Source organism: Candidatus Tisiphia endosymbiont of Empis tessellata (genome assembly GCF_964031035.1).
Classification (GTDB): domain Bacteria; phylum Pseudomonadota; class Alphaproteobacteria; order Rickettsiales; family Rickettsiaceae; genus Tisiphia.
In genome coordinates this window covers 804,417-827,773 of record NZ_OZ034997.1, presented here as the reverse complement: position 1 = coordinate 827,773, position 23,357 = coordinate 804,417, and the positions used below count along the sequence as shown (strand labels likewise).

Annotated in this window: 22 protein-coding genes, 3 tRNA genes and 1 pseudogene; 16 read left to right on the top strand and 10 right to left on the bottom strand. The window is 32.4% G+C overall.

What is annotated here, in order from left to right; all coding sequences use genetic code 11:
- Positions 1-9 precede the first annotated feature (9 nt).
- The 10 genes from AAHM86_RS04350 (at position 10) to AAHM86_RS04310 (ending at position 9,316) form a co-directional block, all read left to right on the top strand.
- Positions 10-747 carry an ABC transporter ATP-binding protein gene (locus tag AAHM86_RS04350; RefSeq protein ID WP_342267396.1) on the top strand — a complete coding sequence of 246 codons (738 nt, stop codon included), beginning with the start codon at positions 10-12 and terminating at the stop codon, positions 745-747.
- Positions 747-1,523: an ABC transporter permease gene (locus AAHM86_RS04345; RefSeq protein WP_342267395.1), complete on the top strand. Its 777-nt coding sequence runs from the start codon at positions 747-749 to the stop codon at positions 1,521-1,523. The genes AAHM86_RS04350 and AAHM86_RS04345 overlap by 1 nt, the downstream gene beginning before the upstream one ends.
- A 25-nt stretch (positions 1,524-1,548) precedes the next feature.
- A complete protein-coding gene (locus AAHM86_RS04340) occupies positions 1,549-4,842 on the top strand; it encodes an FAD-dependent oxidoreductase (protein ID WP_342267394.1) in 3,294 nt (1,097 codons plus the stop codon).
- 1 nt (position 4,843) lies between these two features.
- Positions 4,844-5,260, top strand: coding sequence for a methylated-DNA--[protein]-cysteine S-methyltransferase (locus AAHM86_RS04335; RefSeq protein WP_342267393.1), 417 nt, complete (start codon positions 4,844-4,846; stop codon positions 5,258-5,260).
- Positions 5,220-5,366 (top strand): methylated-DNA--[protein]-cysteine S-methyltransferase, encoded by a 147-nt coding sequence (locus AAHM86_RS07200; protein WP_410521541.1) that lies wholly within the window; start codon positions 5,220-5,222, stop codon positions 5,364-5,366. The genes AAHM86_RS04335 and AAHM86_RS07200 overlap by 41 nt, the downstream gene beginning before the upstream one ends.
- 97 nt (positions 5,367-5,463) lie before the next feature.
- Positions 5,464-6,030, top strand: coding sequence for an elongation factor P (gene efp, locus AAHM86_RS04330; RefSeq protein WP_342267392.1), 567 nt, complete (start codon positions 5,464-5,466; stop codon positions 6,028-6,030).
- Between the two features lie 154 nt (positions 6,031-6,184).
- Complete coding sequence (locus AAHM86_RS04325) at positions 6,185-6,940, top strand: inositol monophosphatase family protein (protein WP_342267391.1); 756 nt, start codon at positions 6,185-6,187, stop codon at positions 6,938-6,940.
- A 176-nt stretch (positions 6,941-7,116) separates the two neighbouring features.
- Positions 7,117-7,794: a hypothetical protein gene (locus AAHM86_RS04320; RefSeq protein ID WP_342267390.1), complete on the top strand. Its 678-nt coding sequence runs from the start codon at positions 7,117-7,119 to the stop codon at positions 7,792-7,794.
- Between the two features lie 89 nt (positions 7,795-7,883).
- The gene (locus tag AAHM86_RS04315; protein WP_341751470.1) at positions 7,884-8,219 is read left to right on the top strand and encodes a DUF2610 domain-containing protein; all 336 of its coding nucleotides are present in this window, start codon (positions 7,884-7,886) and stop codon (positions 8,217-8,219) included.
- Between the two features lie 401 nt (positions 8,220-8,620).
- Positions 8,621-9,316 (top strand): metal ABC transporter ATP-binding protein, encoded by a 696-nt coding sequence (locus AAHM86_RS04310; RefSeq protein WP_342268381.1) that lies wholly within the window; start codon positions 8,621-8,623, stop codon positions 9,314-9,316.
- Here AAHM86_RS04310 and AAHM86_RS04305 read toward each other — a convergent pair.
- The 5 genes from AAHM86_RS04305 to pgeF all read right to left on the bottom strand — a co-directional run bounded on the left by AAHM86_RS04305 (position 9,231) and on the right by pgeF (position 13,106).
- Positions 9,231-10,100 (bottom strand): 3-oxoacyl-ACP reductase, encoded by an 870-nt coding sequence (locus tag AAHM86_RS04305; RefSeq protein ID WP_342267389.1) that lies wholly within the window; start codon positions 10,098-10,100, stop codon positions 9,231-9,233. The two genes, AAHM86_RS04310 and AAHM86_RS04305, sit on opposite strands and share 86 nt — an antisense overlap.
- A gap of 5 nt (positions 10,101-10,105) precedes the next feature.
- Positions 10,106-10,669 (bottom strand): NifU family protein, encoded by a 564-nt coding sequence (locus AAHM86_RS04300; RefSeq protein ID WP_342267388.1) that lies wholly within the window; start codon positions 10,667-10,669, stop codon positions 10,106-10,108.
- 43 nt (positions 10,670-10,712) lie between these two features.
- Positions 10,713-10,798 (bottom strand) — tRNA-Leu (locus AAHM86_RS04295).
- A 282-nt stretch (positions 10,799-11,080) separates the two neighbouring features.
- A complete protein-coding gene (gene dnaN, locus AAHM86_RS04290; protein ID WP_342267387.1) occupies positions 11,081-12,244 on the bottom strand; it encodes a DNA polymerase III subunit beta in 1,164 nt (387 codons plus the stop codon).
- Positions 12,245-12,371: 127 nt separating this feature from the next.
- Positions 12,372-13,106, bottom strand: a complete 735-nt coding sequence (pgeF, locus tag AAHM86_RS04285; protein ID WP_342267386.1) for a peptidoglycan editing factor PgeF — start codon at positions 13,104-13,106, stop codon at positions 12,372-12,374.
- On the opposite strand from pgeF, the gene AAHM86_RS04280 reads away from it, so the two are divergent.
- The 3 genes and pseudogenes from AAHM86_RS04280 (at position 13,107) to AAHM86_RS04270 (ending at position 15,185) form a co-directional block, all read left to right on the top strand.
- Positions 13,107-13,925, top strand: coding sequence for a glutamine synthetase (locus AAHM86_RS04280; protein WP_342267385.1), 819 nt, complete (start codon positions 13,107-13,109; stop codon positions 13,923-13,925).
- A gap of 87 nt (positions 13,926-14,012) precedes the next feature.
- Complete coding sequence (locus tag AAHM86_RS04275; protein ID WP_410521580.1) at positions 14,013-14,711, top strand: SURF1 family protein; 699 nt, start codon at positions 14,013-14,015, stop codon at positions 14,709-14,711.
- Positions 14,712-14,727: 16 nt separating this feature from the next.
- A pseudogene (locus AAHM86_RS04270) lies at positions 14,728-15,185 on the top strand (peroxiredoxin).
- 21 nt (positions 15,186-15,206) lie between these two features.
- Here AAHM86_RS04270 and AAHM86_RS04265 read toward each other — a convergent pair.
- Together AAHM86_RS04265 and AAHM86_RS04260 are read right to left on the bottom strand one after the other, a co-directional pair.
- On the bottom strand, positions 15,207-16,061 hold the full coding sequence (locus tag AAHM86_RS04265) for a cytochrome c oxidase subunit 3 (protein ID WP_342267383.1): 855 nt from the start codon (positions 16,059-16,061) through the stop codon (positions 15,207-15,209).
- Between the two features lie 130 nt (positions 16,062-16,191).
- Entirely contained in the window at positions 16,192-17,730 is a 1,539-nt protein-coding gene (locus AAHM86_RS04260; protein ID WP_342267382.1) for a patatin-like phospholipase family protein, read from the bottom strand.
- A gap of 436 nt (positions 17,731-18,166) precedes the next feature.
- Here AAHM86_RS04260 and AAHM86_RS04255 point away from each other — a divergent pair, with 436 nt between their 5' ends.
- A complete protein-coding gene (locus tag AAHM86_RS04255; protein WP_342267381.1) occupies positions 18,167-19,462 on the top strand; it encodes an MFS transporter in 1,296 nt (431 codons plus the stop codon).
- A gap of 28 nt (positions 19,463-19,490) precedes the next feature.
- Positions 19,491-20,327: an oxygen-dependent coproporphyrinogen oxidase gene (hemF, locus tag AAHM86_RS04250; RefSeq protein ID WP_410521579.1), complete on the top strand. Its 837-nt coding sequence runs from the start codon at positions 19,491-19,493 to the stop codon at positions 20,325-20,327.
- 243 nt (positions 20,328-20,570) lie between these two features.
- On the opposite strand, the gene AAHM86_RS04240 is transcribed toward hemF, so the two are convergent.
- From AAHM86_RS04240 to grxC, 3 genes are all read right to left on the bottom strand, one after another.
- Positions 20,571-20,647: transfer RNA gene (locus AAHM86_RS04240), tRNA-Arg, on the bottom strand.
- Positions 20,648-20,774: 127 nt separating this feature from the next.
- Positions 20,775-20,851, bottom strand: a tRNA-His gene (locus AAHM86_RS04235).
- Between the two features lie 116 nt (positions 20,852-20,967).
- Positions 20,968-21,240 (bottom strand): glutaredoxin 3, encoded by a 273-nt coding sequence (gene grxC / locus AAHM86_RS04230; RefSeq protein WP_342267379.1) that lies wholly within the window; start codon positions 21,238-21,240, stop codon positions 20,968-20,970.
- A 75-nt stretch (positions 21,241-21,315) separates the two neighbouring features.
- On the opposite strand from grxC, the gene uvrB reads away from it, so the two are divergent.
- Positions 21,316-23,304, top strand: a complete 1,989-nt coding sequence (gene uvrB / locus AAHM86_RS04225) for an excinuclease ABC subunit UvrB (protein ID WP_342268380.1) — start codon at positions 21,316-21,318, stop codon at positions 23,302-23,304.
- The last annotated feature ends 53 nt before the right edge of the window (positions 23,305-23,357 follow it).

Here is a 23,357-nt window from a genome sequence, read left to right as displayed (position 1 = left end):
TTTTAACATATGACGTCTAAACTAGTATCTATAGAGATATCTGATGGTTGTGTAGAAGGAATCAATAACCAACAAAGGGTAGAAAGTTTAAGACACTTTTTTATTAAAGGAGGTAAACTTTTTCCTTCGTCAATTCCTATCTTAAATAATATAAATCTTTCCTGTCAAAGAGGCGAAAAAATTGCCTTTATTGGTAGCAATGGTTCAGGTAAGAGTTCTTTGCTTAAAGTAATTGCTGGAATTTATCCATTAAAGTTTGGAAAAATTAAAGTTCATGGTAACTTTGCCGCCATTATTGAGATGGGAGTAGGTTTTGAATTAGAGCAAACTGGAAGAGAAAATATCAAAATGCTTATGATTTATAATAATATGTTAGGTAAGTACAGTAAAGAACTGGAACAAGAAATTATAAATTTTTCTGAGCTAGGGAATAAAATAGATTTACCGGTAAAAAATTATAGCTCTGGTATGTTATCAAGATTGGCTTTTTCTGTATCGGCTTTTCAAGATTCAGATATTCTTTTACTAGATGAAGTTTTTGCTGCTGGTGATAGTCATTTTATTGAGAAGTCAACCAATTTTATGAAAAACAAGTTACAAAATATACCTATTTTAATACTAGTAAGTCATCAAGAAAATATTATTAAGGAGAATTGTAATAGATGTGTATTATTAAAAGAAGGTAGTATTATTGCAGACGGTAATCCAGATGAAATACTAAAAATTTATAATAGTGGGAATTATTAATGATAAAGTATTTTTTTTCCAAGAAATACTGGTTGTCAGTGGTATTATTAACCCAAGCTTCTATATCTCATCAAAATAAAGATTCTTTTTTAGGTTCTTTATGGGGTTTAGTTCAGCCTTTTGTGCATATAATGATCATTTCATATTTTTTTGGATTTTTACTTAAGCTACCAAGAGAAGCAATAATTATGAATCTAGTCGGTGGTTTACCGTTATGGACATTTATTGTTAGCAGCTTAAATATATCATCAAATTCATTAATTAATCGCAGTGGTATTATAAAAAAGGTAGTAATTTCTAGAACTATCTTTCCTATATCGGATAGTTTAACACAAGTTTATACCCTAATTTATTCGTTTGTAGCTATGTATATAGCTTTTATCATTTTATATCCTGAAAGATTTAGTGTATATATACTTTTTGTACCAATGCTTGTGTTACCGCTGATTATTTCTGTGATTAGTAGTTCTATCGCATTTGCATTTTTAACTCCTTATATACGTGATATTCCACAGGTATTAAATTTGATTTTGAATGTTGCATATTGGACTATACCAATAGTGTACCCATATTCTATGGTACCAGAATCAAAGAAAATATTTTTTGAAATTAACCCCATTTTTCTTGTCATAAGACCAGTTCAATTCTTAGTAATAGAAGGAGTGTTGCCAGATGTATTTATGATTATAAAATCCTTTATTGTAGCCGTTATTGTTTCATTTTTCAGTTATCTTGGCTACAGATTTTTTTCTAAAAATGTCATATATTATATATAGCTAATCTAAAGAAGGTTTTAGCTATATGATACTTGCTTTTGGTTTAGATTTTATAGATCTGAATAGATTAGAAGGCTTAAAAAAATTAGATGAAATTTTTCTAAATTTTCTGCGTAGCCATAGTTATTCTCTTTATGAAATTATTTTATCATTAAGGGCTAATCCTGATCAAGTTGATCAAAAATATTACTCGGATTTTTTATTAGAAATTTCGCCTGTTTTTGATGATTTTCTAGCTAAGTTATTTGGTATTGAACAAGAAATAGCCAATCTGAGATTTAGTCATAAAGAATTTGATGTAATTTATGAATGTAAGAGAAAGTTCATCCAGCGTGTTGCGGTAAGAAAATATCCTCCTGAAAAACTAAAAGAGATTGATTTTGATAGTGTATCAATTTTTTTAGAAAAACTTTTAGGAGAGGAGTTTACCCAAGACAAGTTTGCTCGTCAAGTAATAAAATGGCAATTAGATGATGAAAAATATGCTTTTGAGTTAGATATAGCAGCAAAATATGCTGCCTTTATGGTTTATAATAGACCTCTTGCAGGAGTAGAGTTTCAAAGTAGATTTAATGAATCTGAAAGTATATTATTTTCTTTACCAAATAAAACAGATAAAGATAATTTAATAGATCTTAATAAGGTAGCTAAATATAAAAAACATGTAAGAGTAGGGTTTGATTGTTTAAATCCTATATCTAATCTAGATACAGTCTTAAATGCTACTCACTATTGTATCTACTGTCATAAACAGGGAAAAGACTCGTGTTCTAAAGGGTTATACTCGAATGATTCTGCGAATATACTACCGACTACGCCATCAAAGTCGGGCTGTCCGCTGAAGCAGAAAATCTCTGAGATGAATTATGTAAAGTCCAAGGGATTTAATTTAGCTGCTCTTGCTATTATTGTCATTGATAATCCAATGGTGGCTGCTACCGGTCATAGGATTTGTAATGATTGTTCTAATGCTTGCATTTATCAAAAGCAAGAACCTGTAGATATTCCTCTTGTTGAATCTAATATTTTGGAAACTACTTTGCTTCTACCTTACGGGGTGGAAATATATTTATTACTTACCAATTGGAATCCACTTAACATTTTTTCTCTGATGCCAAAGCCTTCAACTAATTACAAAGTTTTAGTAGTGGGTCAAGGACCAGCTGGGTTTAGTTTAAGCCATTATTTATTACGAGACGGACATACTGTAGTAGCTATAGATGGCTTAAAAATTACCCCATTACCTTTTGATATTAACAAGCCTATTAAATACTGGTCTGATTATAAAAAAAACTTATCAGAAAAAATACCTGAAGGTTTTGGAGGAGTAGCCGAGTATGGTATTACTGCAAGGTGGGATAAAAATAATTTAACTATATTACGTCTGATACTGGAGAGAAACAGTCATTTTAAGCTTTTTGGTGGTGTAAGTTTAGATAGTAATATAACTATGGAGCAAGTATTTCATTTAGGATTTGACCATGTTGCTTTGTGTGTTGGAGCTGGTAAGCCCAAAATTGCTCAAATAAAAAATTTTCTTGCAAAAGGTGTGAAAACAGCCTCCGACTTTCTAATGACATTACAATCAGGAGGAGCTTTTTTAGAACAATCTAACACTAATTTGCTTATTAGGATGCCTATTATTATCATTGGCGGGGGACTGACCTCTATTGATGCAGCAACTGAAAGTTTAAATTATTATAAGTTACAAGTAGAAAAATTTCTAAAAAAGTATGAATTGTCAGTTGAGGAGAATGGGAAAAATCATACAGAACAAAATTGGACAGATGAGGACAAATTAATAGCCGAAGAATTTATCTCGCATGCAAAATTATTTAGGCAAGTACAAGATACAGAAGCTGTAAAAAAAATCCTCAATGAACTAGGTGGAGTAACAATTTGTTATAGAGGAAAATTAAAGGATTCTCCTGCTTACAAGTTAAATCCTGAGGAAGTTATGTATGCTATGGCTGCAGGTGTAAATTTTGCTGAAGATATGATACCTTTAGGCATTGATGTTGATCAGTATACTTACGCTGAATCAATAGAATTTGATAATTTAGGTATAAGGAAAAAATTTAAGGTAAGGACTGTACTTATGGCAATAGGTACGCATAAAGATAATAGTTATTTGGAAAATCATTCGAGTATAACAGACTTCCTGCATAAGTCAAAAATAGTTGAGGAATTTTTAGGAGAAACGAAGCCGAGTACCGCAGCGTACACAGGCGTACGTGAGGAGTACAGGCGAGTTTCGGCAACAAAATTACCAACTAGATTGACTTATGCAGGAAGTATAACATATTTTGGTGATTGTAATCCTCAATACTCTGGAAGTGTGGTTAAAGCCTTAGCAAGTAGTAAAGAGGGGTACAAGTTTATTGGAAAAAAACTTATCAAAAATAAACCAAGTTTTTTTGGTAATAATCTAGATTTCTTCGTTAAACTAGATTATTTACTAGCTAGCCGTATCAAACGGATTAATACTCTATCTTATAAGATAGTAGAGCTGGTAATACATTCTCCTATCGCTGCTCAAAATTTTCAACCGGGGCAATTTTTCCGTTTACAAAATTATTCTAGTGATATTTCAAAAATTATCGAACCATTGGCTGTCACTGGAGCTTATGTTGATTCAGAAAAAGGGTTAATTCATTTGATAGTTTGGCAAAATGGTAAATCAAGTAAATTATGTAGATATTTATCGCAAAATGAATTAGTAGTACTAATGGGACCTAGTGGTAAGCCAACTGAGATATTAAAGGATAGTAATGTAGTGCTTGTTGGTGGAGGAGTTGGAAATGCAGTTTTATGCTCAATAGCTAAGGCTCTTAAAAATAATAATTGTAAAATTATATATTTTGCTGGTTATAAAAATTTACAAGATAGGTTCTATCAAGACAGAATAGAAGAAGCAGCCGATATAGTAGTTTGGTGTTGTGAAGAAGGTATTTTATCAAAAAATAGGGCGGAAGATATTAGTGTTAAGGGCGATTTGGTGTATGCTATAATGGGGCATTGTTACCTTTGGAAAAATTTGAGCATAGATAGGATAATAGCTGCGGGTAGTACAGAAATGATGGAAGCTATAAAAGATATAAAAGATGATTTTTTTGGTAACAAAACTCAATTAATAGTAAGTCTTAATTCTCCTATGCAGTGTATGATGAAAGGCATTTGCGGACAATGTATTCAGGGAGTCACAGACGAAAGGAAATATATTTTTACTTGTGCTTGCCAAGATCAAGATGCAAAAATAGTTGACTTCACAGGGTGTAAAAGTCGTTTAGAACAAAATTCTCTCCAAGAAAAAAATTAAAATGACAAAAATATATAGATATATAGACTTACCAATTGCTCTAATATACTCAAATGATTTGAATATATTATTGGTATCAGATGGGGACTTTTTAACAGGTTTATATTTTGTAGGGCAAAAACATATGCCAATTTTAGATAGTAGTTATTATGAACAGCAAAATTGCAGTATATTCGATCAAACTTACCAAGAGCTAACAGAATACATAAATGGTACTAGAAAAGAAATTACCGTACCTTACCGTTTCACGGGGACTAATTTTCAGGAGAAATTATGGTCTACCATCTCTGCCATCCCATATGCTAGAGTGATGAGTTACAAGGATATTGCAAATTTAATATTTGCTCCTAAATCTGTACGTGTAGTAGCAAACAACTGTGGCACGCAACACTTTGTCAATTATAGTACCATGTCATAGGGTTATAGGTACTGATGGTAGACTAACTGGTTACGCTGGAGGACTTGAACTCAAGAAAAAACTTTTAGAATTAGAAGAAAGCTATAAGGATATGATTATACTTTGACCTTTATCGATAAAAATGATAAAATAGACCTAGAAAGGTGTTAATAACCAGCTTGAACAAATATACAAAATAATTATTTTAGATAAGTGATAATAATATGAAAATTTCAGCAAATGCTATTAGGGCTGGTAACATTATAGTGTATAATAATGATTTATGGGTTGTGAGCAAAACACCTGAACATACCAAACCTGGTAAAGGTGGGGCTTATGTGCAAGTAGAGATGAAAAATTTAAAAACTGGTACAAAACTTAATGAGCGTTTTAATTCATCCGATTATGTTGAAAAAGCACAGCTTGAGAATAAGGATTTACAATTCCTATATTTTGAAGGTGATGACCTCGTGTTAATGGATAATGAGACATTTGAGCAAATTTTAATTAATAAGGCAATTCTTAGCGAAAGATTGCCATTTCTTGAGGATAATATGGTACTCAAGGTACAGTTTTATGAAGAAAAAGCTTTAAATGCTGAATTACCGCAAACCGTTATTGCTGAAATTATGCAAACTGATCCTGTAATTAAAGGCTCTACGGTAACATCTTCTTATAAACCAGCGATTTTAACCAATGGAGTAAAGGTAATGGTATCGCCTTATTTAGTTACTGGGGAGAAAATAGTTATAAAAATTGAAGATATAAGCTTTGTTGAGAGAGCAAAGTAATATATACTCAGGTAGAACTTTAAGAGTTAAGGTCATTGTCTCTGAAGATTAAAGCTGCCTAGTTACTCATGTACGCACAGCTAGCTCGACTTTGCTATTGCCTCTTGAAGTTATACTATCGTCTATCATCAACTTTTGAAGTCATATATAGCTTATGCAGCCTATAACTAACTTACTTATTACTGCATCATGTAAAGCTGTTAAGTTTTTGAAGAGAGATTTTTTAGAGCTGGAAATGCTTCAAAGATCTAATAAGGGAAACTATGATTTCTGCAATAAATCTTATATTAAAACACAAGATTTATTACGTAATGAGTTGCAAAAATATACAAGTTCTTTATTTTTTCCAGAGGATAAGTTTGAATTAGATAACGCTTCTGAGATGGTTTTATTAATAAATCCGCTTGATAGTTTGAGTAATTTAGAAAAAAGTATACCATTTTTTGCTGTATCTATAACGTGTTTAAAAAAGATTAATAAAATTTTAACCACGGTTTGTACTGTGATAAACTTTCCAGCTCTTGATGAGATTTATTATGTTGAGAAGGGAAAAGGGGTATGGGTAGGAAATAATATCACTAATAATAGTGGTAGATTAAGGGTTTCTGCTTGTTCTAGTTTTGATAATTTTCTAATTTCTACTGACGATTTTAACATAAACCCAGTTTTTTTGAAAAATTCTAGGGTTTTTGGTTCTCATTGTTATGGAATTCTATTACTTGCAGCTGGTAAGATTGATGCTGTTTATTTTTCATCATTAAATTACACTTTAAAAGCTAGTTTTGATTTAATTGTCCGGGAATCAGGTGGAGCAATAATAAATAATGACAAAACGTTTGTTGCTACTAATTATGAACTTTCCGAGAAATTTAAACATCTATTACTTGAAAAAACGTCATTGAGTAGTTAATTTTTGTTGCCAAAATTTTTTTGTTATATCATATATATTTATCTTGAAGATAGGTAATGAATATTATAATTTCTACTTTAAAATATTAGGGTATTTAATGATTTTAATGTGATAACTAGAAGACAAAACATGTTATTCAATTATAAATTGAAGAAATAAATTATAAAAAATTAAATATGAAAAATATTAATCTTGATGTAAAGTTACAAGAATTCAAAAAAGAAGCTATAATTATAAATAAACTTGAAATACCTACAGCCCAATTTAAAGAATTATTTAAAAGTTCAATAATAGGAGATATAAATATATGTACAAAGGGTGAGGGATGGCCAACAGATAATAATAGTACTTTATTAGTTCCAGTTATTCAAATAAGGATTTTAGATTTACCTTTTATTCCTAAGTCTGTGGAAGATGTAAAATATATTGCTGTTTTTATTTATCCAGAAGATGGGATTTCTTATGATGATTCAAGTACTCTATGTATAAGAGTTTATAAAGATGAAGATTTAGAATTATTAATAAAACCAAAAGAAATTAATGCTAGCCCTAGGTTAGCAAAGTTTAGTAAGATAATAGATTTTCCCCAAAGGGAAGATATGCCACAAGAAGTTGAAAAATATTTAGATGATTTATATCCAAATATCGAACAAATACCATACCAATGTGAAGTTAGTGACAAATTGTTTGGTTGGCCTGCTTGGTGTCAAGTATCTGAATTATCTGAATGTGATGAATTAATAATACAGCTTACTGACTATGACAATAAATGGATAAATGGTGATTGTCCTACCATATATATTTTTTGTAATATAAAAACGGGGAAATTTCATGGAATTATGCAGATGTATTAAATTTATTTGTTAGTTAAGTTTTTTAAGGATCAAATCTTGAAGTTCCTAATATTATTTTGATAATTTAATCTTATGTTATAAAGTGTGTTATGAAAAAGTTTAGTGTTAATTGTGATTTTGGTGGACAAATGGCACCGTTTACTATATATGTAGGGCAACCTGAGCCGGGGCATCATCCCTTGCATTTTCAGGATGACTGGTTATCAAAGCAACGTGGTGGGAAAATACCAGCTGAGGTCATGGATGCGATAACTAAACTGCAAGAACTGGCTAATAAGAATAATGTTCTGCTGGAAGAATTGTGTGTGTATGCTCTTGGTTCTGCACAAGAAGAGGATGATAAATCTGAAAAAAGTGAAGAATCGGAAAGTGATAATGACGACCAAGATAGTAATAATGATGTTAACGGTGAGACTGCTAGTTAACCTGAGTTCGATGTATATTGCTATGATTTCAAGAGTTGTGTAGACGATAGTATAACTTCAAGAAGAGCTAGGCAGCAGCAAAGTCGAGCTGCTAGGTGTACATGAGTAACGGAGCAGCCATAGTACATTTTTTATGTCACTACTGTTAAGAGTCCTTACGAGCGTCATTGCGAGGGGTCGCTGAAAGCGGCGACGCGGTAATCCAGGATATGATGCAAAGCGTATTAGAAGAAACAGCTTCGCTGTTTATTTGGATCGCCACGGCATCCAAAGATGCTTCGCGATGACGATTATAGAGAAATGTAGAGTACTATGGCTTACATCAAACTGAGGTTAGCTATTTATCATAATTGGCACACAATAATAATTTTGATCAGGTGGTTGTGTCTATATCAGAAGATATTACATTAATAAAATTCAGTAATGTATCTAAACAATTTGGCAAAAAGTTACCCCTTAATAATATTAATTTTACTGTTAAAAAAGGTGAGGTTACGACTTTAATTGGTCCAAATGGTGCTGGGAAAACAACAATAGCTAGATTAATCTTGGGATTAGACAGTGCCTCATCTGGTAATATAACAATTCACCCCCATCTAAAAATTGGCTATGTACCGCAGAGACTAGATTTTGCTTCAGACTTACCAATTACAGCTGAAAATTTTTTATATTTATTAGCCTCAAATGCTACTCGCAATGATTGGCAAGAATGGAATAATTTTATTGATTTTAATAATTATAAACATCATGATATTTCAGAACTTTCTGGTGGTCAATTTCAGAAGCTAATTCTAACTGCTACCTTACTCAACAATCCTGATCTAATTATTTTAGATGAACCAACTCAATCATTAGATGTTACTAGTCAGCAAGAATTTTATCGGATTATTAATCAAATAAAAAAACGTCTAAATATTACAATTTTTATGATATCACATGACTTATTTACTGTGATGAAAAACTCTGACCAAGTTATATGTTTGAATGGACATATATGTTGTAGTGGTAAGCCTAACGATTTAGCACAGAACCAAGACTTCCTAAACACCTTGTCATCAATTGGTTTTTATGTCCATAATCATGACCATAAACATTAGATATTTTTGGCAAACTCACTTGGGCATTGCCTGCAATGAAGGATTGGTAGAAATATACCTCATGACATATTATACCCACCATTAATTGACAACGTTTCCCCAGAATAAAACCAGCTTGCTCATCTGCTAGATACTCTACGGCTCTAGCAATTTCTTCTGGTCTACCCAACCTTTTCATTGGCACAGCTGCTATTATTTGCTCTAGTACATTAGCTGGTATCTTTTCAACCATTGATGTTTTAATATACCCAGGAGCTATACAATTTACCGTTATATTTTTAGAAGCTGATTCCCTAGCTAACGCCTTAGTAAATCCTATAATTCTAGCTTTAGCAGCAGAATAATTAGTTTGCCCTATTTGTCCTGCCTGAGCATTAATTGAACTAATATTAATAATTCGTCCGTAATTTTGATTTCGCATTTGGTTAATTACTGCACGGCACATATTAAAGCATGAGCTAAGATTAACGTTAATCACTTCTTGCCACTCTTCTTCAGTCATTTTATGCATCATCGCATCCCTAGTAATACCAGCATTATTCACTAGGACACTTACTGGACGACCAAATTCATTTTCAAGTTCCTTTATTGACCTAAAACATTCAGCATAATTTGCTGTATTCCATTGCTTAGTTTTAATAGAATAATTTTCATTAAAATCTTTAGCAGCTTGGTAATCACTATAAAAATTTGCTACAACGGTAAAGCCTCTATCCCTTAATGCTATAGTAATAGCCTTGCCTATCCTCCTTGTTCCCCCTGTAACTACTGCTAACTTTGACATAATATCTATAACTCGTCTACAGCTTCAACAGATTCTACCTCGGGGATAAAATGTTTAAGCATTGATTCAATACCATTTTTTAAAGTAATAGCCGAACTAGGACAACCTTGGCAAGCTCCACGAAGTTCTAATTTTACCACTCCATTTTCAAATCCTCGATATATTATATCACCTCCATCCATGGCAACCGAAGGACGTACACGTGTTTCAATAATTTCTACAATCTGTTGTTCGATTTCAGACATCTCGTCAGAATTATTTATGGCAGATTGACCATTTTCCCCATCAAAAGCAGTAAAACCAGCAGTAAAATGATCCATAATAATCATCAAAATTTCAGGTTTTAAAACTAGCCAATCACTTTTTTCTTCTTTAGTAATAGTAATAAAATCACTACCAAAAAATACAGATTTTACGCTATTTATACTAAATAATTGAACTACTAGCCTGCTTTTACCTTTTGCCTCATCAAGATTACTAAAATGAACCGGCTCATTAGGGCTAACAGGTATGTTAGGGAAAAATTTTATCGCATTAGGATTAGGAGTAATTTCAGTTTGAATAAACATATACTTTTTCCTCGATAAAAAGAATGACCTTGATAAAAATGAATGGTACCCGCGGCCAGACTTGAACTGGCAAGGGTTTGCACCCCACGGATTTTAAGTCCGTTATGTCTACCATTCCATCACGCGGGCAAGGTCAGGTTATTTTAGACTCTATGAAGATTGCACAGACTAATAAAAAAAACGTTAAAAAGCAAGTATTTTTACTATAAAAACTTCATTTCTTCTTGATTTTTATCGAGTATACTCGGTGAACTTCAAGAATTGGCGTCGTCGTGTCTAAAGATCGAAGCTGCTCACGTACTAATGTACGCTCCGCTGCTTGACTTTGACACTCCTAGCTCTTCTTGAAGTTGACCTTCGTCTACCAACTCTTCATTTACGAGCAGTATATACATTGAATTAAGGTGAATATTAAACCTTAACTGGCATAATCACAAAAACATCTTTAGGATTCTGAGGGGTTTTCAATAACATTGGTGATGATGCATTTAAAAAGTATAGCTCAACTTGGTTTGCTTTAGTAGCACTTAACACAGCACTTAGTGCATCAGTAAGATATTTAGGATTAAAACCTATAGACAGAGTATCTTCATGATCAAAAATGCATAAATTACTTTCATCTAGAGAACATGGTATGCATTCTTTAGCCACGCCTCTTGCTTCTCCAGAAGCGGTAATTTCAAGCAAGTCTTTTGATAAAATCAATTTTATTGCTTGAAATTTGTCTATAGTTATTGTCGCTACTCTATCTATAGCATCAGCTAGCAACTTGGTATTAATAGTAAGTTTATAGTTGTTCTCTACTGGGATAAAAGCTTGATAATCCGGAAAAGTTCCATCAATTAGTTTTGATACCATTATAATAGCATTACAAACAAATTTAATCCTATTAACACTTAGAAAAATTTCAGCCTCCAGTTGAATATTCTTAGGGTCTTTCAATATCTTAACAATTTCCTCGAGAGTCTTTTTAGGTAAAATAACTCCAAATTCGCTAGCATTATTGGCTATTTTTACTACTGACACTGATAATCTATGCCCATCGGTGCTAGCCATACAACATTCTTCATCTTTTACGTAGAAATAAACACCATTAAGATTATAACGAGTTTCATCAACGGATACCGAAAACAAAGTACCGTCGATCATTTTAACAAAATCACTACAAGATATTTTTAAAGTAGCTTCAACATTAATATCATCTAACGCAGGGAACTGGTTAGCATGTAGGGTTAGTAGGTTAAAAGCACAATTCTTTCCTAGAATTTCAAGTTGATCTGTTTCATTTGAGACACTAAGTGTTACATCATTATCAGATATCTTTCTTATTATGTCATTTAATGTTTTAGTAGATACCATTATTTCGCCTTCACTTATTACTTGAGCTGCTACTTTTTGGCTTAAATATATTTCCATGTTAGTAGTTATTAGCTCTAGCTTACCATCCTTAGATGATAATTTAACATGACTAAGCTTAGCAATTACGTTACGTTTTTCTACCACAGAATTGGCAAAAGCCAAAGCATGAGTTAATGTTTTTGTTTCAACTATTGTTTTTAAGTTATTATTATTCATAGTATTTATCCATAATTAACCTCAGTGCAAACTTACTCTTGAAGTAGGAGAAGTATACATATTATATACTATCTAACAAATAAATACAAATATGTTTCCCATGTAGTTGATTCTCATCTAGTGTTATTTATCCTTTAATTACAATGGTGGATAATATGGTACGGTTATATAATTCTCCAGTATGACAGGAACGTCGATAACTTGGATATTTCTCAGGGGTAGTATATGTATCTTCTAGCATCCTTGTTATATCTTTAATACCAGCTTCTTGTAGTTGAAGTTCTACATAAGATGGTAAATCAAACATATAATGCTTTGTTCTCAAAGAGCTACTAAAAAACTTTGAGTTCTTAGCCCGTTGCTTTATAAAATTATCGTAAAATTCTTGGTCTACCTCATAAGAATATTGTTGAATACTAGGGCAAATAATAGCTCTAATATTTTTTGCTCCTTTCTCATGCATTAGTTTTACCAAATTATTAGTGATACCAGCTTTAGCTCCACGCCAACCACAATGAGCTGCCCCTATAACCTTACCATCTTCGCTACTAAGTAGAATAGGAACGCAATCAGCAGTTTGTACTGTTAGTACTAGATTTTTTTTGGTAGTAACTGCCCCATCAGCTTCGGGATCAGTCTCAATATCACTATCAGCATCAATAACTTTGTTACCATGAACTTGCTGTAGGATAACAATGTTCTTGGCATCATAATGTTTAACTACTGTTAGCCGATTATTCTCGACACTTTCTAAGATCCTAGAATCACCCAACTTATTTTTTTTACTATAAATATGACTAGATTGCTTGAAGCTTCCATCAAAAATTTTATAATAAACTTTATTCTTTATAAACTCATCCACATGACCACCCTACAGCAATTTATCCATACACTATCAGATCATTTGCAAAAGAACAATGCTTTACAAAAAATCATTAAGAAATTTCGAACAGACTACTCGCTAATAGCTTGCATCGGAGTGGAAATAGAATTTTATTTAAGCAAAAATATTGATCCACTCGAATTTCAGACTCTACTTGGAATAGCAGTTAAGAAAGAAAAAGGAGCTAATCAATTTGAGGTAGATTTGCCGCCTTCCACTAACATAATTGAGTATATAGAAAAAATTAGTAGCACTAAGTCTAAAATACAAATTATTGCAGAAAAATTACGGGGTAATGTAAATTTTTCTGCCAAACCATTTGCAAGCGATTATGGTAGTAGTATGCATTTTCATGTAAATTTTATATTCCCAAATGATTTGGAGAATTGTATACTTAATATTGATCTAATGGCTCAAAGTATCTGTCATTATATGCTTGACACTTTCTTGATATTCATGCCAAATGAAGATGATTATCTTCGTTTGGATAAGAATTTTATGGCACCAACTAATGTATCTTTTGGTAATAATAATAGAACTGTTGCACTGCGCATCCCTGACCTCTCTCCTAAAAGACTAGAACATAGAATAGCAAATCCACTCACTGATCCTTATTTGGCAATTTTTACTATTTTAAACTCTATATTTCTAGGTCTAAAATTTCCTGATAAAATAAATAATATCAACAAAATATATGGCAATGCTTTTGATCAACAATATAATTTAGTGTCATTCCCCAAATCATTAACAGAAGCATTAGAGCTATTTAATTTGGAGTTTTTTATATATACTCAATAGACAAAGAGAACTAGCTACTCTAGAATCACTACTAGAAATAATGAAGAAATTATAGTGTTACAAACTTTAAAAAAAAATACTTTAAAAATCGGTAAGTGCCAAGTTCAATTATTACCTTTATTACTTACTATATTAGCATTTGTAATTCTCTTATCACTTGGGTTTTGGCAAATTGCTAGATTACAGGAAAAAGAACTGTTTTTAAGTTCAATGAAAAATAATCTTAATAATCCGCCAATTAATATAAAAACACTTAGTGGAAATAAATTATATGCTAAAATAAGGGCGAACGGCTATTTTCTAGTGGGTAAGAATTTACATCTTTATGGGCGCAGATCAATGTCCACTGAAAAAGATGGTTATTATTTAGTTACCCCATTTCAAACTGATGATAACAAGATAATCTTGGTTGTACTAGGGTGGTTTGCTGGGAGGCATAAAAAAAATATTGATAATATAATAGATAACTCTATGGAAGTCACAGGTGTAATTCTTCTCGGTGAAAAAACAAAGCTGTTTGTACTGGATAATGATGTTAAAAATAATGTTTGGTTTACCTTGGATTTAACTCAAGCCTCTGATGTTCTTGGCTTAAAATTAGAAGGTTTTTATTTAGTTATGGAGGGTAATAACAATCGATCTGATATTCTTAAAAGTTTGTCGATTGAAAATTTGCTGAATGTCAGAAATGATCATTTAGAATATGCCATAACTTGGTTTGCATTAGCGATCTCGTTAGCAGTAATTTTTGTAATTTATAATTTGTCTAAAAAAGAAATAAAATAAATATAAAGGAGTAGTTATGACATTAAAAATAGGTGATATTGCACCAAATTTTACTATGCCAATAGTAAAATCAATTTGTCAGATTTAGCAGGAAAGGTTGTTGTATTATATTTTTATCCTAAAGATGATACACCAGGTTGTACTATCGAAGCCGGTGACTTTAATAAATTAAAACTAGAATTTGAAAAAATGAATGCTGTCATTATTGGTGTATCAAAGGACGACTTAAATTCTCACGATAAATTCAAGAAAAAATATTGTTTGGATTTTGATCTTGCATCAGATTCTAATTCCGATACTTGTGAAAAATATGGAGTTTGGGTAGAAAAATCAATGTTTGGTAAAAAATATATGGGAGTTGATAGAGCTACTTTCTTAATAGACAAAAAAGGCAAGATAGTTTACATTTGGTCAAAAGTACAAGTGGCTGGACATGCTGAAGACGTATTAAATCAGGTACGGAAAATAATATAAACATATCTATATTTTAACAGTCTATCTTCCAAGAACATATACAAAAGTGAACAAAAACAACCATACTACATCGACAAAATGCCAGTACCAAGCTGCAAATTCAAAACCCAAATGACCATTACCTTTCACAAAGTCACCTCGCCGCACTCTATAATAACAAACACTTAGAAATATAGTGCCAATTATTACGTGAACTCCGTGAAAACCTGTTGCTAAGTAAAAATTAGAAGGATAGATTCCATCTTTAAAACCAAAAGCTGCATGATGATATTCATAAGCTTGCATTAAACTAAAAAATACACCAAGTATTATGGTAAAGCTAAGAGCAGTCATACAATCCTTTTGGTTATTTTCCTCAAGAGCATAATGTGCCCAAGTTACTGTTGTACCGGACAACAAAAGAATCAATGTGTTAATAAAAGGAATGTCAAAAGGATCAAATGTTTGAATACCAGCAGGAGGCCATACACCAGGCTTTACCACCCATACACCATCTAGCAGTCCTACAGGGAAAAGGTTTGCTTTAAAAAATGACCCAAAAAATACAGCAAAAAACATTATTTCTGACAAAATAAATAGTGCCATACCTATCCTTAAGCCGATTCTTACTGGCTGCGTATGATGTTTTCCAATTAATCCCTCTTTAATTACATCACTCCACCATGAATATAAACAAAAAATCACTGAAAGAATACCAGCTCCAAAAACATATTCACCAAATCTATATGCATGCATAAACATTATGCTACCGCTAGCTAAAAGCAATAAGGCAAATGAAGTCAGGATTGGCCAAGGACTCGGATCAACGAGATGAAATAGATGTTGTTTTTCTTCTAAAGAAACAACATCATTGTTTTTAATATATCTATGTAACATAACAAACTCATAAGCAATTCACTGCTTGGTTATTTTATGCTATCTTCTGTAAATATCAAGAATATACTCAACAGACGCGAATTCGGGATAAGAATTAGTTAATTCTTATCCTGAACTGGGGTAATTACAATTAATACACTTCAGGAGGAGCGTGTGAAAAATCTGAGCCTCTTCCATCACACGTTACTTCTTGAGCTAAAGCTTCTTGACCACAAGTATTATAATCATTATCAGGTATAAACATCTTACTAAAAGAGTTAAGAAGCATATTTTGAGAATTAGTTAACTCAGGTATTTCATCCATATGATTACCGTTGATGATTGAGCTAATCCGACCGGATAAAGCTTCAATTTGTGTATTATCTAATACTTGTAAGAACATTTCTAGAAGCTGAGATTCCCTAGGAGTTAAAGTACTCAAGCCTTTTTGTAAAGTTTCATATTGACTATCATTTAAATCTTTAATCAATAATTGTTGTTTATCACATTCTTTCGATATTACACGATTACTAACAGTACTGGAAGCATTATTATCTTGCTCTTCATTAGTATTATCACTCGCTACTAACACACTAGAAACATTAGATTCGTCAATGTTTGCTGCTTTTAAACTCTCTTCTCTATTGACACTCTCAACCAATGTTTTACAAAGATTCTCAAGTAATTCTTTGTTATTTTCTACATATTGCCTACCAATTTCTTTTAATTTAGCTATATTATCCGGCTTAACATTATCCAATTTTTTACATTCTTTTGGTATAGGAATTGATATCTCTGTAAATTGACCAGCTTCTGGTAAATCTTTTTTAACTTCAGTTATAGCACTATGTTCGGTAGCTTTTATAATTTTGTTTATTATGTTTCCTTTAGTTACCCAACCTATCGAACCATCCAATTTTTTTGATGGTATCGCCGTTTCTTTATGAGTTTGTTCAAAATTGATAGAACAAAGCATCGTATGTTTTAACATTTTTACTTGTTCTTCAAGAGCCATCCCTTCTTTCAGCACTCCTATAGCTGATCCTGCTGGAATATTAGCACTTAAGCCTCCATCGACAAAAGCATAATCTACTCCAGGATCATAGCCAAAACCACCTACATCCTTTTTGTTAACAACAGGTTTAAAATAAGTAGGAGCTGCCGTAGTAGCAAGAACTACCTCTTTTTTTAGTATGTCGTAGGTATGACTATCAAAGACTTTATTAGGATCATTTTTGCCACTTACGTCAAAAACAGGTATAATAACACGAGTTATAGCCTCATCTAATGTACTATTACCCAAATATTTTTCTAACATTGCTTTAAGAGGTTTTTGACTATATTTATGGCTGAATATGTTACCGATTGGTCCATTAAAATACCATTTTTGTGGGAAAATATCAGCAGCAGTATTTTCAAATAGCTCTAAAGCTTGTTTTGCTGAAAAAAGCGGTTCTGTTGATCCCTTTTCTTCGTCACGGATGGTCAATAAAGTTGCAATTAATCCCCCAACACTAGTACCAGTAATAACATTGAATAATTCAGATATAGACTTGCCTGTCATTTCCTCAATCGCTGCAAGTACAACCAACTCAGCAATCCCCTTAATTCCACCACCTGAAATAGAGAGAATCCTATTTTCTTTTATTTTATCTATTCCTCTCTCTTTTATTTTATCTATTTTATTCAATTTTGCTTCACCTATGTCGCCCATAATTATAACTCACTAAATAAAAAACATTTTATATACTCGATGAGAATCAAGAATTGCGTTGTCGTCTTCAGGGATCATAGGTAACCACGTACTAAATGTACGCCTAGCACCTCGATCCTTTGACTCCTGCTACTAATCATGATTTTAATTCTATCGTCTATACAACTCTTTCAGATACGAGTAGTATACAACATACATAGTGGAAGAGATTGTCAAAAAAATTAAGCTATAGAATGATATAAACTACTAATTATTATCTACCTGTATTGTATAATAATCACTATATACTAAATAGTAATTAACTTTCCTGTAATATATATAGCTTGTCGCAAAAAATAAAATTTTTTACACTTTATAAGTTGGTTAAATAGTCTATAATGCGATTTAATTAAATTTATTTGATAAGATATAGATGAGTAAACCTAAGTCCGTTTTTTTATCAGCCATCTCAGGAAATATACTAGAATATTATGATTTCACAGTATATTCAGTATTTGCATTAGTAATTGGTCACACATTTTTTCCTTCAAGCTCAAAATTTTTACAAATATTATGGACTCTCGGGGTATTTGCAGTAGGATTCATTACTAGACCAATTGGTGGTATATTTTTTGGTTATGTTGGCGATAAATATGGAAGGCGTATAGCCTTAATTATTTCCATGCTTGGTATGACTATACCAACATTTACTATGGGACTAATTCCTTCTTATCATGACATAGGAGTTTATGCACCGATAATATTAATCATAATGCGTCTTTTTCAAGGCTTATGTATTAGTGGTGAAGGAGCTGGAGCTGCCATTTTTATTCTAGAACATCATCAAAATTTACGACCAGGTTTTACTGCTGGTTTAGTACATGGCTCAAATATGGCTGGTACGTTAATAGCCACTCTTGTAGGAATTATTATTGGACAATATTTTTATCATTTTGATTTTGCTTGGCGTTTTGCATTTTTACTAGGCGGAGTTATGGGGCTTGTTGGTTTCTATTTGCGTCTTCGTGTATCAGAGACTCCAATTTTTAAAATGTTATCTGAACAAAAGAAAACTTTAGAAGCACCTTTTATCAACGTAGTTAAGACAGCTTGGAAAGCAATGTTTTTAACCTTTTGTACAGGTGCAGTTGCTAGTAGCGTCGTCTATTTAGTAAAAACCTACATTAATGTGTATTACCAGGATGTTATGCATTTTGATAATACAACTTCCCTTATTTATTCATTATATGCAAATTTTATAGCGATGGTATCTATGCCATTATTTGGTGGATTAACTGATATTATTGGAAAATTTAAGACTTTAGCTTTAGTAAGCCTAGCGATCTTGATATTAGATTTACCTATTTTGTTATCTATGTCATTACCGTTCATGTGGCAACAAATTCTAGCACTAACTATCTTAGGTATTCTTAGTGGGGCAATAGCTGGGGCAGCCTATAGCTTTATTATATCTTTATTTACTCCTGAACAAAAATTTTCAGGGGTATCCTTTAGTTATAATTTGGGTATTGCTATATTTGGTGGTACTTCTCCTCTTATTTCTCGTTGGCTTGTTGAAAAAACAGGCTTGTTTTATGCCCCTGCCTTTTATATTATGACTATTTCTAGTATATTTTTAGTTATCATTTATTTTATGAGAAATGAAATAAGACGTTTACTTAGCAGGAATTCTTTCAAAACTAGAAAGAGAGATAATAAGTTGTTTTAACATTCCCACTATAGTGATAGTATAAATTATTATGATTAGCAACAAAGAGAAAGTAGTAACATGGTTTACAAATTTACGTGATCAAGTATGTACTGAATTCGAGAAAATTGAGCTTGAATATAGTAAGGTGCAAGGTTTAGCTGCTGCGAGATTCATACGAACACCATGGGACAGAAAAAACGGCGGTGGTGGCGTAATGTCTGTAATGCGTGGTAACTTATTCGAGAAAGTTGGGGTGAATATTTCTACAGTTTTTGGAGAATTATCTCCAAAGTTTAGTAAAAATATACCGGGTACGGAAAATAGTAGGCAATTCTTTGCTACTGGTATTTCTATCGTGGCTCATCTTACTTCTCCATTGGTACCAGCGGTACATTTCAACACCCGCTATATTGAAACTGCTAATCATTGGTTTGGCGGTGGTGGAGACCTAACGCCATTTTACCCTAATGAAAATGAGACGACAAAATTTCATAATGCTTTTAAACATGCTTGTGATAAACATAATCCAAATTATTATCCTAAATTTACAAAACAATGTGATGAGTATTTTTACTTAAAACATAGAAATGAGCCAAGGGGAGTAGGCGGTATATTTTATGATTATTTAAATACTGGAAATTTTAATAATGATTTTTCTTTTACTAAGGACGTAGGACAAACATTTTTAACAGTATATCCTGAAATTGTTAGAACAAAGATGCTACTGCCTTGGACTAATGAACAAAAGGATTATCAATTAGTGCGTCGTGGTAGATATGTTGAATTTAACTTATTATATGATCGTGGGACAATGTTTGGCTTAATGACAGATGGCAACGTTGAAGCAATATTAATGTCTCTACCCCCAGAAGTACGTTGGTAACCTTTATAATAAATATCAAATTTGTGCAAAAGGTAAAAGCCACTATTATAGAACCTTTTTCACTCATTAGACCTCTTTCGAAACTCTACTTCTGCTGGTGATTTGCCACGGTCGATGCGGTACTCGAATCCTCACGTACATCAAAGTACGCTGCGGTTCTGCGTTCCGCGTCTCCTTCAAATCCCTCAGCACAAGCGAGTTTCGAAAGAGGTCTATTATTAAATCCTTAGACTCTCAAGTAATTGGTGCATTCGATTGGATTCGAACCAACGACCTCTGCCTTCGGAGGGCAACGCTCTATCCAGCTGAGCTACGAATGCTTAATTTATTGCTGCTTCTCAAACATGAAAATACAATAGATATTTTTTGTTAATAGCAACTACTGATCGTGACTTTTAAATTACCCTATGGCTTTATCTGAGAGAAGAATTTTTAACCTAACAAATATGGGGCGAATGACGGGACTTGAACCCGCGACCCTCAGATCCACAATCTGATGCTCTAACCAACTGAGCTACATCCGCCATGTAATCTGCGTTAAAGTAAATTATTATCACCCATAAGTCAAGTATATTCAAACCAAGTTACCATGACTTAATACTTTTATTCTTAGAATTTTTGCTGTCATAATTATATGATATTATTTTACTAATTCATCTAACTTACCTTCTTCTTCAAGTTTATGAAGAGCGTCACATCCACCAATATGCTTACCATCAATGAATATTTGTGGTAATGTACGTTGTCCATTAGCTTTAGCTTGCAACTCTAATCTTTGCTTGTCACTATAATTGTCTACGATTATTTCTTTGTAAGATATATTTTTTCGATTAAGTAGTTTTTTTGCCTTAGTGCAATAGGGGCAATATGTTAATGTATAAATTATGACAGTGTATAGAATCATTTTGTGCATAATTGTTATCCTATTTTTATAGTTATAAGACTATTATCCACATATAATAAACTTTTAGCAAGTTACAAGTTAATGATAAATAAGTTTTCAATAGTATCTAAATATAGTCCAGCTGGCGATCAGCCAAAAGCAATTAATGAAATCGTTAAAGGTCTTGAATCTAGAATGCGTTCACAAATACTCTTTGGTATTACTGGTTCTGGTAAGACCTTTACTATGGCAAATATTATTAAGAGAACCGGTAGACCATCGCTTATTATGGTACATAATAAGACATTAGCTGCCCAAATTTATTCAGAAATGAAGGCAATTTTTCCCAATAATGCCGTTGAATATTTTGTATCATATTATGATTATTTCCAACCTGAAGCATATATTGCAAAAACCGATACTTATATAGAAAAAGATTCTTCGATAAATGAACAAATAGATTTATTAAGACACTCTGCTACTAGGTCACTGCTGGAACGTCGAGATGTAATTGTTGTATCCTCAGTTTCTTGTATTTATGGTCTTGGTTCACCAAATCTTTATTATCAGATGACAATAAGCCTTAAGTCTGGGGAAATTTATGCTAGAGATAAATTGCTTAATGAATTAGTAAATTTACAATATGAGCGTAATGATGTGGGGTTTGAACGCGGTACGTTTAGGGTAAAAGGTGATAATATTGATATATTTCCAGTACATTATAACGATAAAGCTTGGCGATTGTCATTTTTTGGCAATGAACTTGAATATATAAGCGAATTTGATCCGCTTACAGGTGAAAAATTAGCTAAATTGGATCAAGCTGTGATTTATGCTAAGTCCCACTTTGTAACACCTAAAGAAGTAGTACAAAATGCTATATCGCAAATTGAAGAGGAATTACAACGACGCTTAGAATTTCTTAAAGCACATGATAAATTAGTAGAGGCTCAAAGATTAAATCAGCGTACCCAATATGATATGGAAATGATGATGGAAACTAGCGGTTGCAAAGGCATTGAGAATTACTCTCGATTCCTAACTGGTAAAGCAAATGGGCAACCCCCGCCAACCTTATTTGAATATTTGCCTAAAGATGCTTTACTATTTGTCGATGAAAGTCACGTATCTGTCCCGCAAATTAGAGCAATGTATAATGGTGATAGGGCAAGAAAAGAAGTATTAGTGGAACACGGGTTTCGCCTTCCATCAGCCTTAGATAACAGACCATTAAAATTTGAAGAATGGCAAGATTTTAGACCTCAGACGATTTTTGTCTCGGCAACACCTGGGTCTTTTGAATTGGAAGAAACAGCAGGGATTATGGTCGAACAAATTATCAGACCAACGGGACTACTAGACCCAGAATGTATTATAAAACCAGCGACTAACCAAGTTGAAGATTTGATAAGTGAGATCCAATATACGATAAATAAAGGATTTCGTGTTTTAGTGACAACATTAACTAAAAAAATGTCAGAAGATTTAACAAATTATCTACAAGAATTAGGGTATAAAGTATCATATTTGCACTCTAATGTTCATACTCTTGAACGTATGGAAATCATAAGAGATTTACGCCAAGGTACTATAGATATTATTGTTGGTATTAATTTATTGCGAGAAGGTTTAGATATTCCAGAATGTGGACTTGTTGCGATACTTGATGCTGATAAAGAAGGTTTTTTGCGTTCTGAAGTCTCATTAATTCAAACTATCGGCAGGGCTGCAAGGAATAGTCAAGGAAGAGTAATACTCTACGCAGATCGCAATACCAAGTCTATTGATAAGGCTGTAGGTGAGACATATAGAAGAAGAAAAATTCAGGAGGAATATAATAGGCAACATGGTATAGTACCGCAGACAATTAATCACCATATCCATGCACTAATCGAATTAGAAAAATTGGATAGTAAGTTAGATAATAAAAAACAAACTCATATATTATTGGACAATCCAATGAAATTGAAAGCTCATATCGATAGATTAAAGAAGGAAATGTATGAAAAGGCTAGTAATTTAGAATTTGAACAGGCGGCAAAAATACGAGATCAAATTAATGTACTAGAAGAAGCAGCCTTAGAGCTAACTTAATTTAAAGTACTTTCTGTTCCAATTAACCATTAGTTTGAGATAAGAATAAGCCT

Excerpts from the sequence above, each read along its gene's own strand:
- AAHM86_RS04345 (WP_342267395.1), top strand. The coding sequence starts at position 747 with ATGATAAAGTATTTTTTTTCCAAGAAATACTGGTTGTCAGTGGTATTA.
- grxC (WP_342267379.1), bottom strand. The coding sequence starts at position 21,240 with ATGCACAAAATGATTCTATACACTGTCATAATTTATACATTAACATAT.
- AAHM86_RS04265 (WP_342267383.1), bottom strand. The coding sequence starts at position 16,061 with ATGTTACATAGATATATTAAAAACAATGATGTTGTTTCTTTAGAAGAA.
- AAHM86_RS04280 (WP_342267385.1), top strand. The coding sequence starts at position 13,107 with ATGACCACCCTACAGCAATTTATCCATACACTATCAGATCATTTGCAA.
- AAHM86_RS04300 (WP_342267388.1), bottom strand. The coding sequence starts at position 10,669 with ATGTTTATTCAAACTGAAATTACTCCTAATCCTAATGCGATAAAATTT.
- AAHM86_RS04340 (WP_342267394.1), top strand. The coding sequence starts at position 1,549 with ATGATACTTGCTTTTGGTTTAGATTTTATAGATCTGAATAGATTAGAA.
- efp (WP_342267392.1), top strand. The coding sequence starts at position 5,464 with ATGAAAATTTCAGCAAATGCTATTAGGGCTGGTAACATTATAGTGTAT.
- AAHM86_RS04305 (WP_342267389.1), bottom strand. The coding sequence starts at position 10,100 with ATGTCAAAGTTAGCAGTAGTTACAGGGGGAACAAGGAGGATAGGCAAG.
- AAHM86_RS04325 (WP_342267391.1), top strand. The coding sequence starts at position 6,185 with ATGCAGCCTATAACTAACTTACTTATTACTGCATCATGTAAAGCTGTT.
- AAHM86_RS04315 (WP_341751470.1), top strand. The coding sequence starts at position 7,884 with ATGAAAAAGTTTAGTGTTAATTGTGATTTTGGTGGACAAATGGCACCG.
- AAHM86_RS04320 (WP_342267390.1), top strand. The coding sequence starts at position 7,117 with ATGAAAAATATTAATCTTGATGTAAAGTTACAAGAATTCAAAAAAGAA.
- AAHM86_RS04335 (WP_342267393.1), top strand. The coding sequence starts at position 4,844 with ATGACAAAAATATATAGATATATAGACTTACCAATTGCTCTAATATAC.
- dnaN (WP_342267387.1), bottom strand. The coding sequence starts at position 12,244 with ATGAATAATAATAACTTAAAAACAATAGTTGAAACAAAAACATTAACT.
- AAHM86_RS04255 (WP_342267381.1), top strand. The coding sequence starts at position 18,167 with ATGAGTAAACCTAAGTCCGTTTTTTTATCAGCCATCTCAGGAAATATA.
- AAHM86_RS04350 (WP_342267396.1), top strand. The coding sequence starts at position 10 with ATGACGTCTAAACTAGTATCTATAGAGATATCTGATGGTTGTGTAGAA.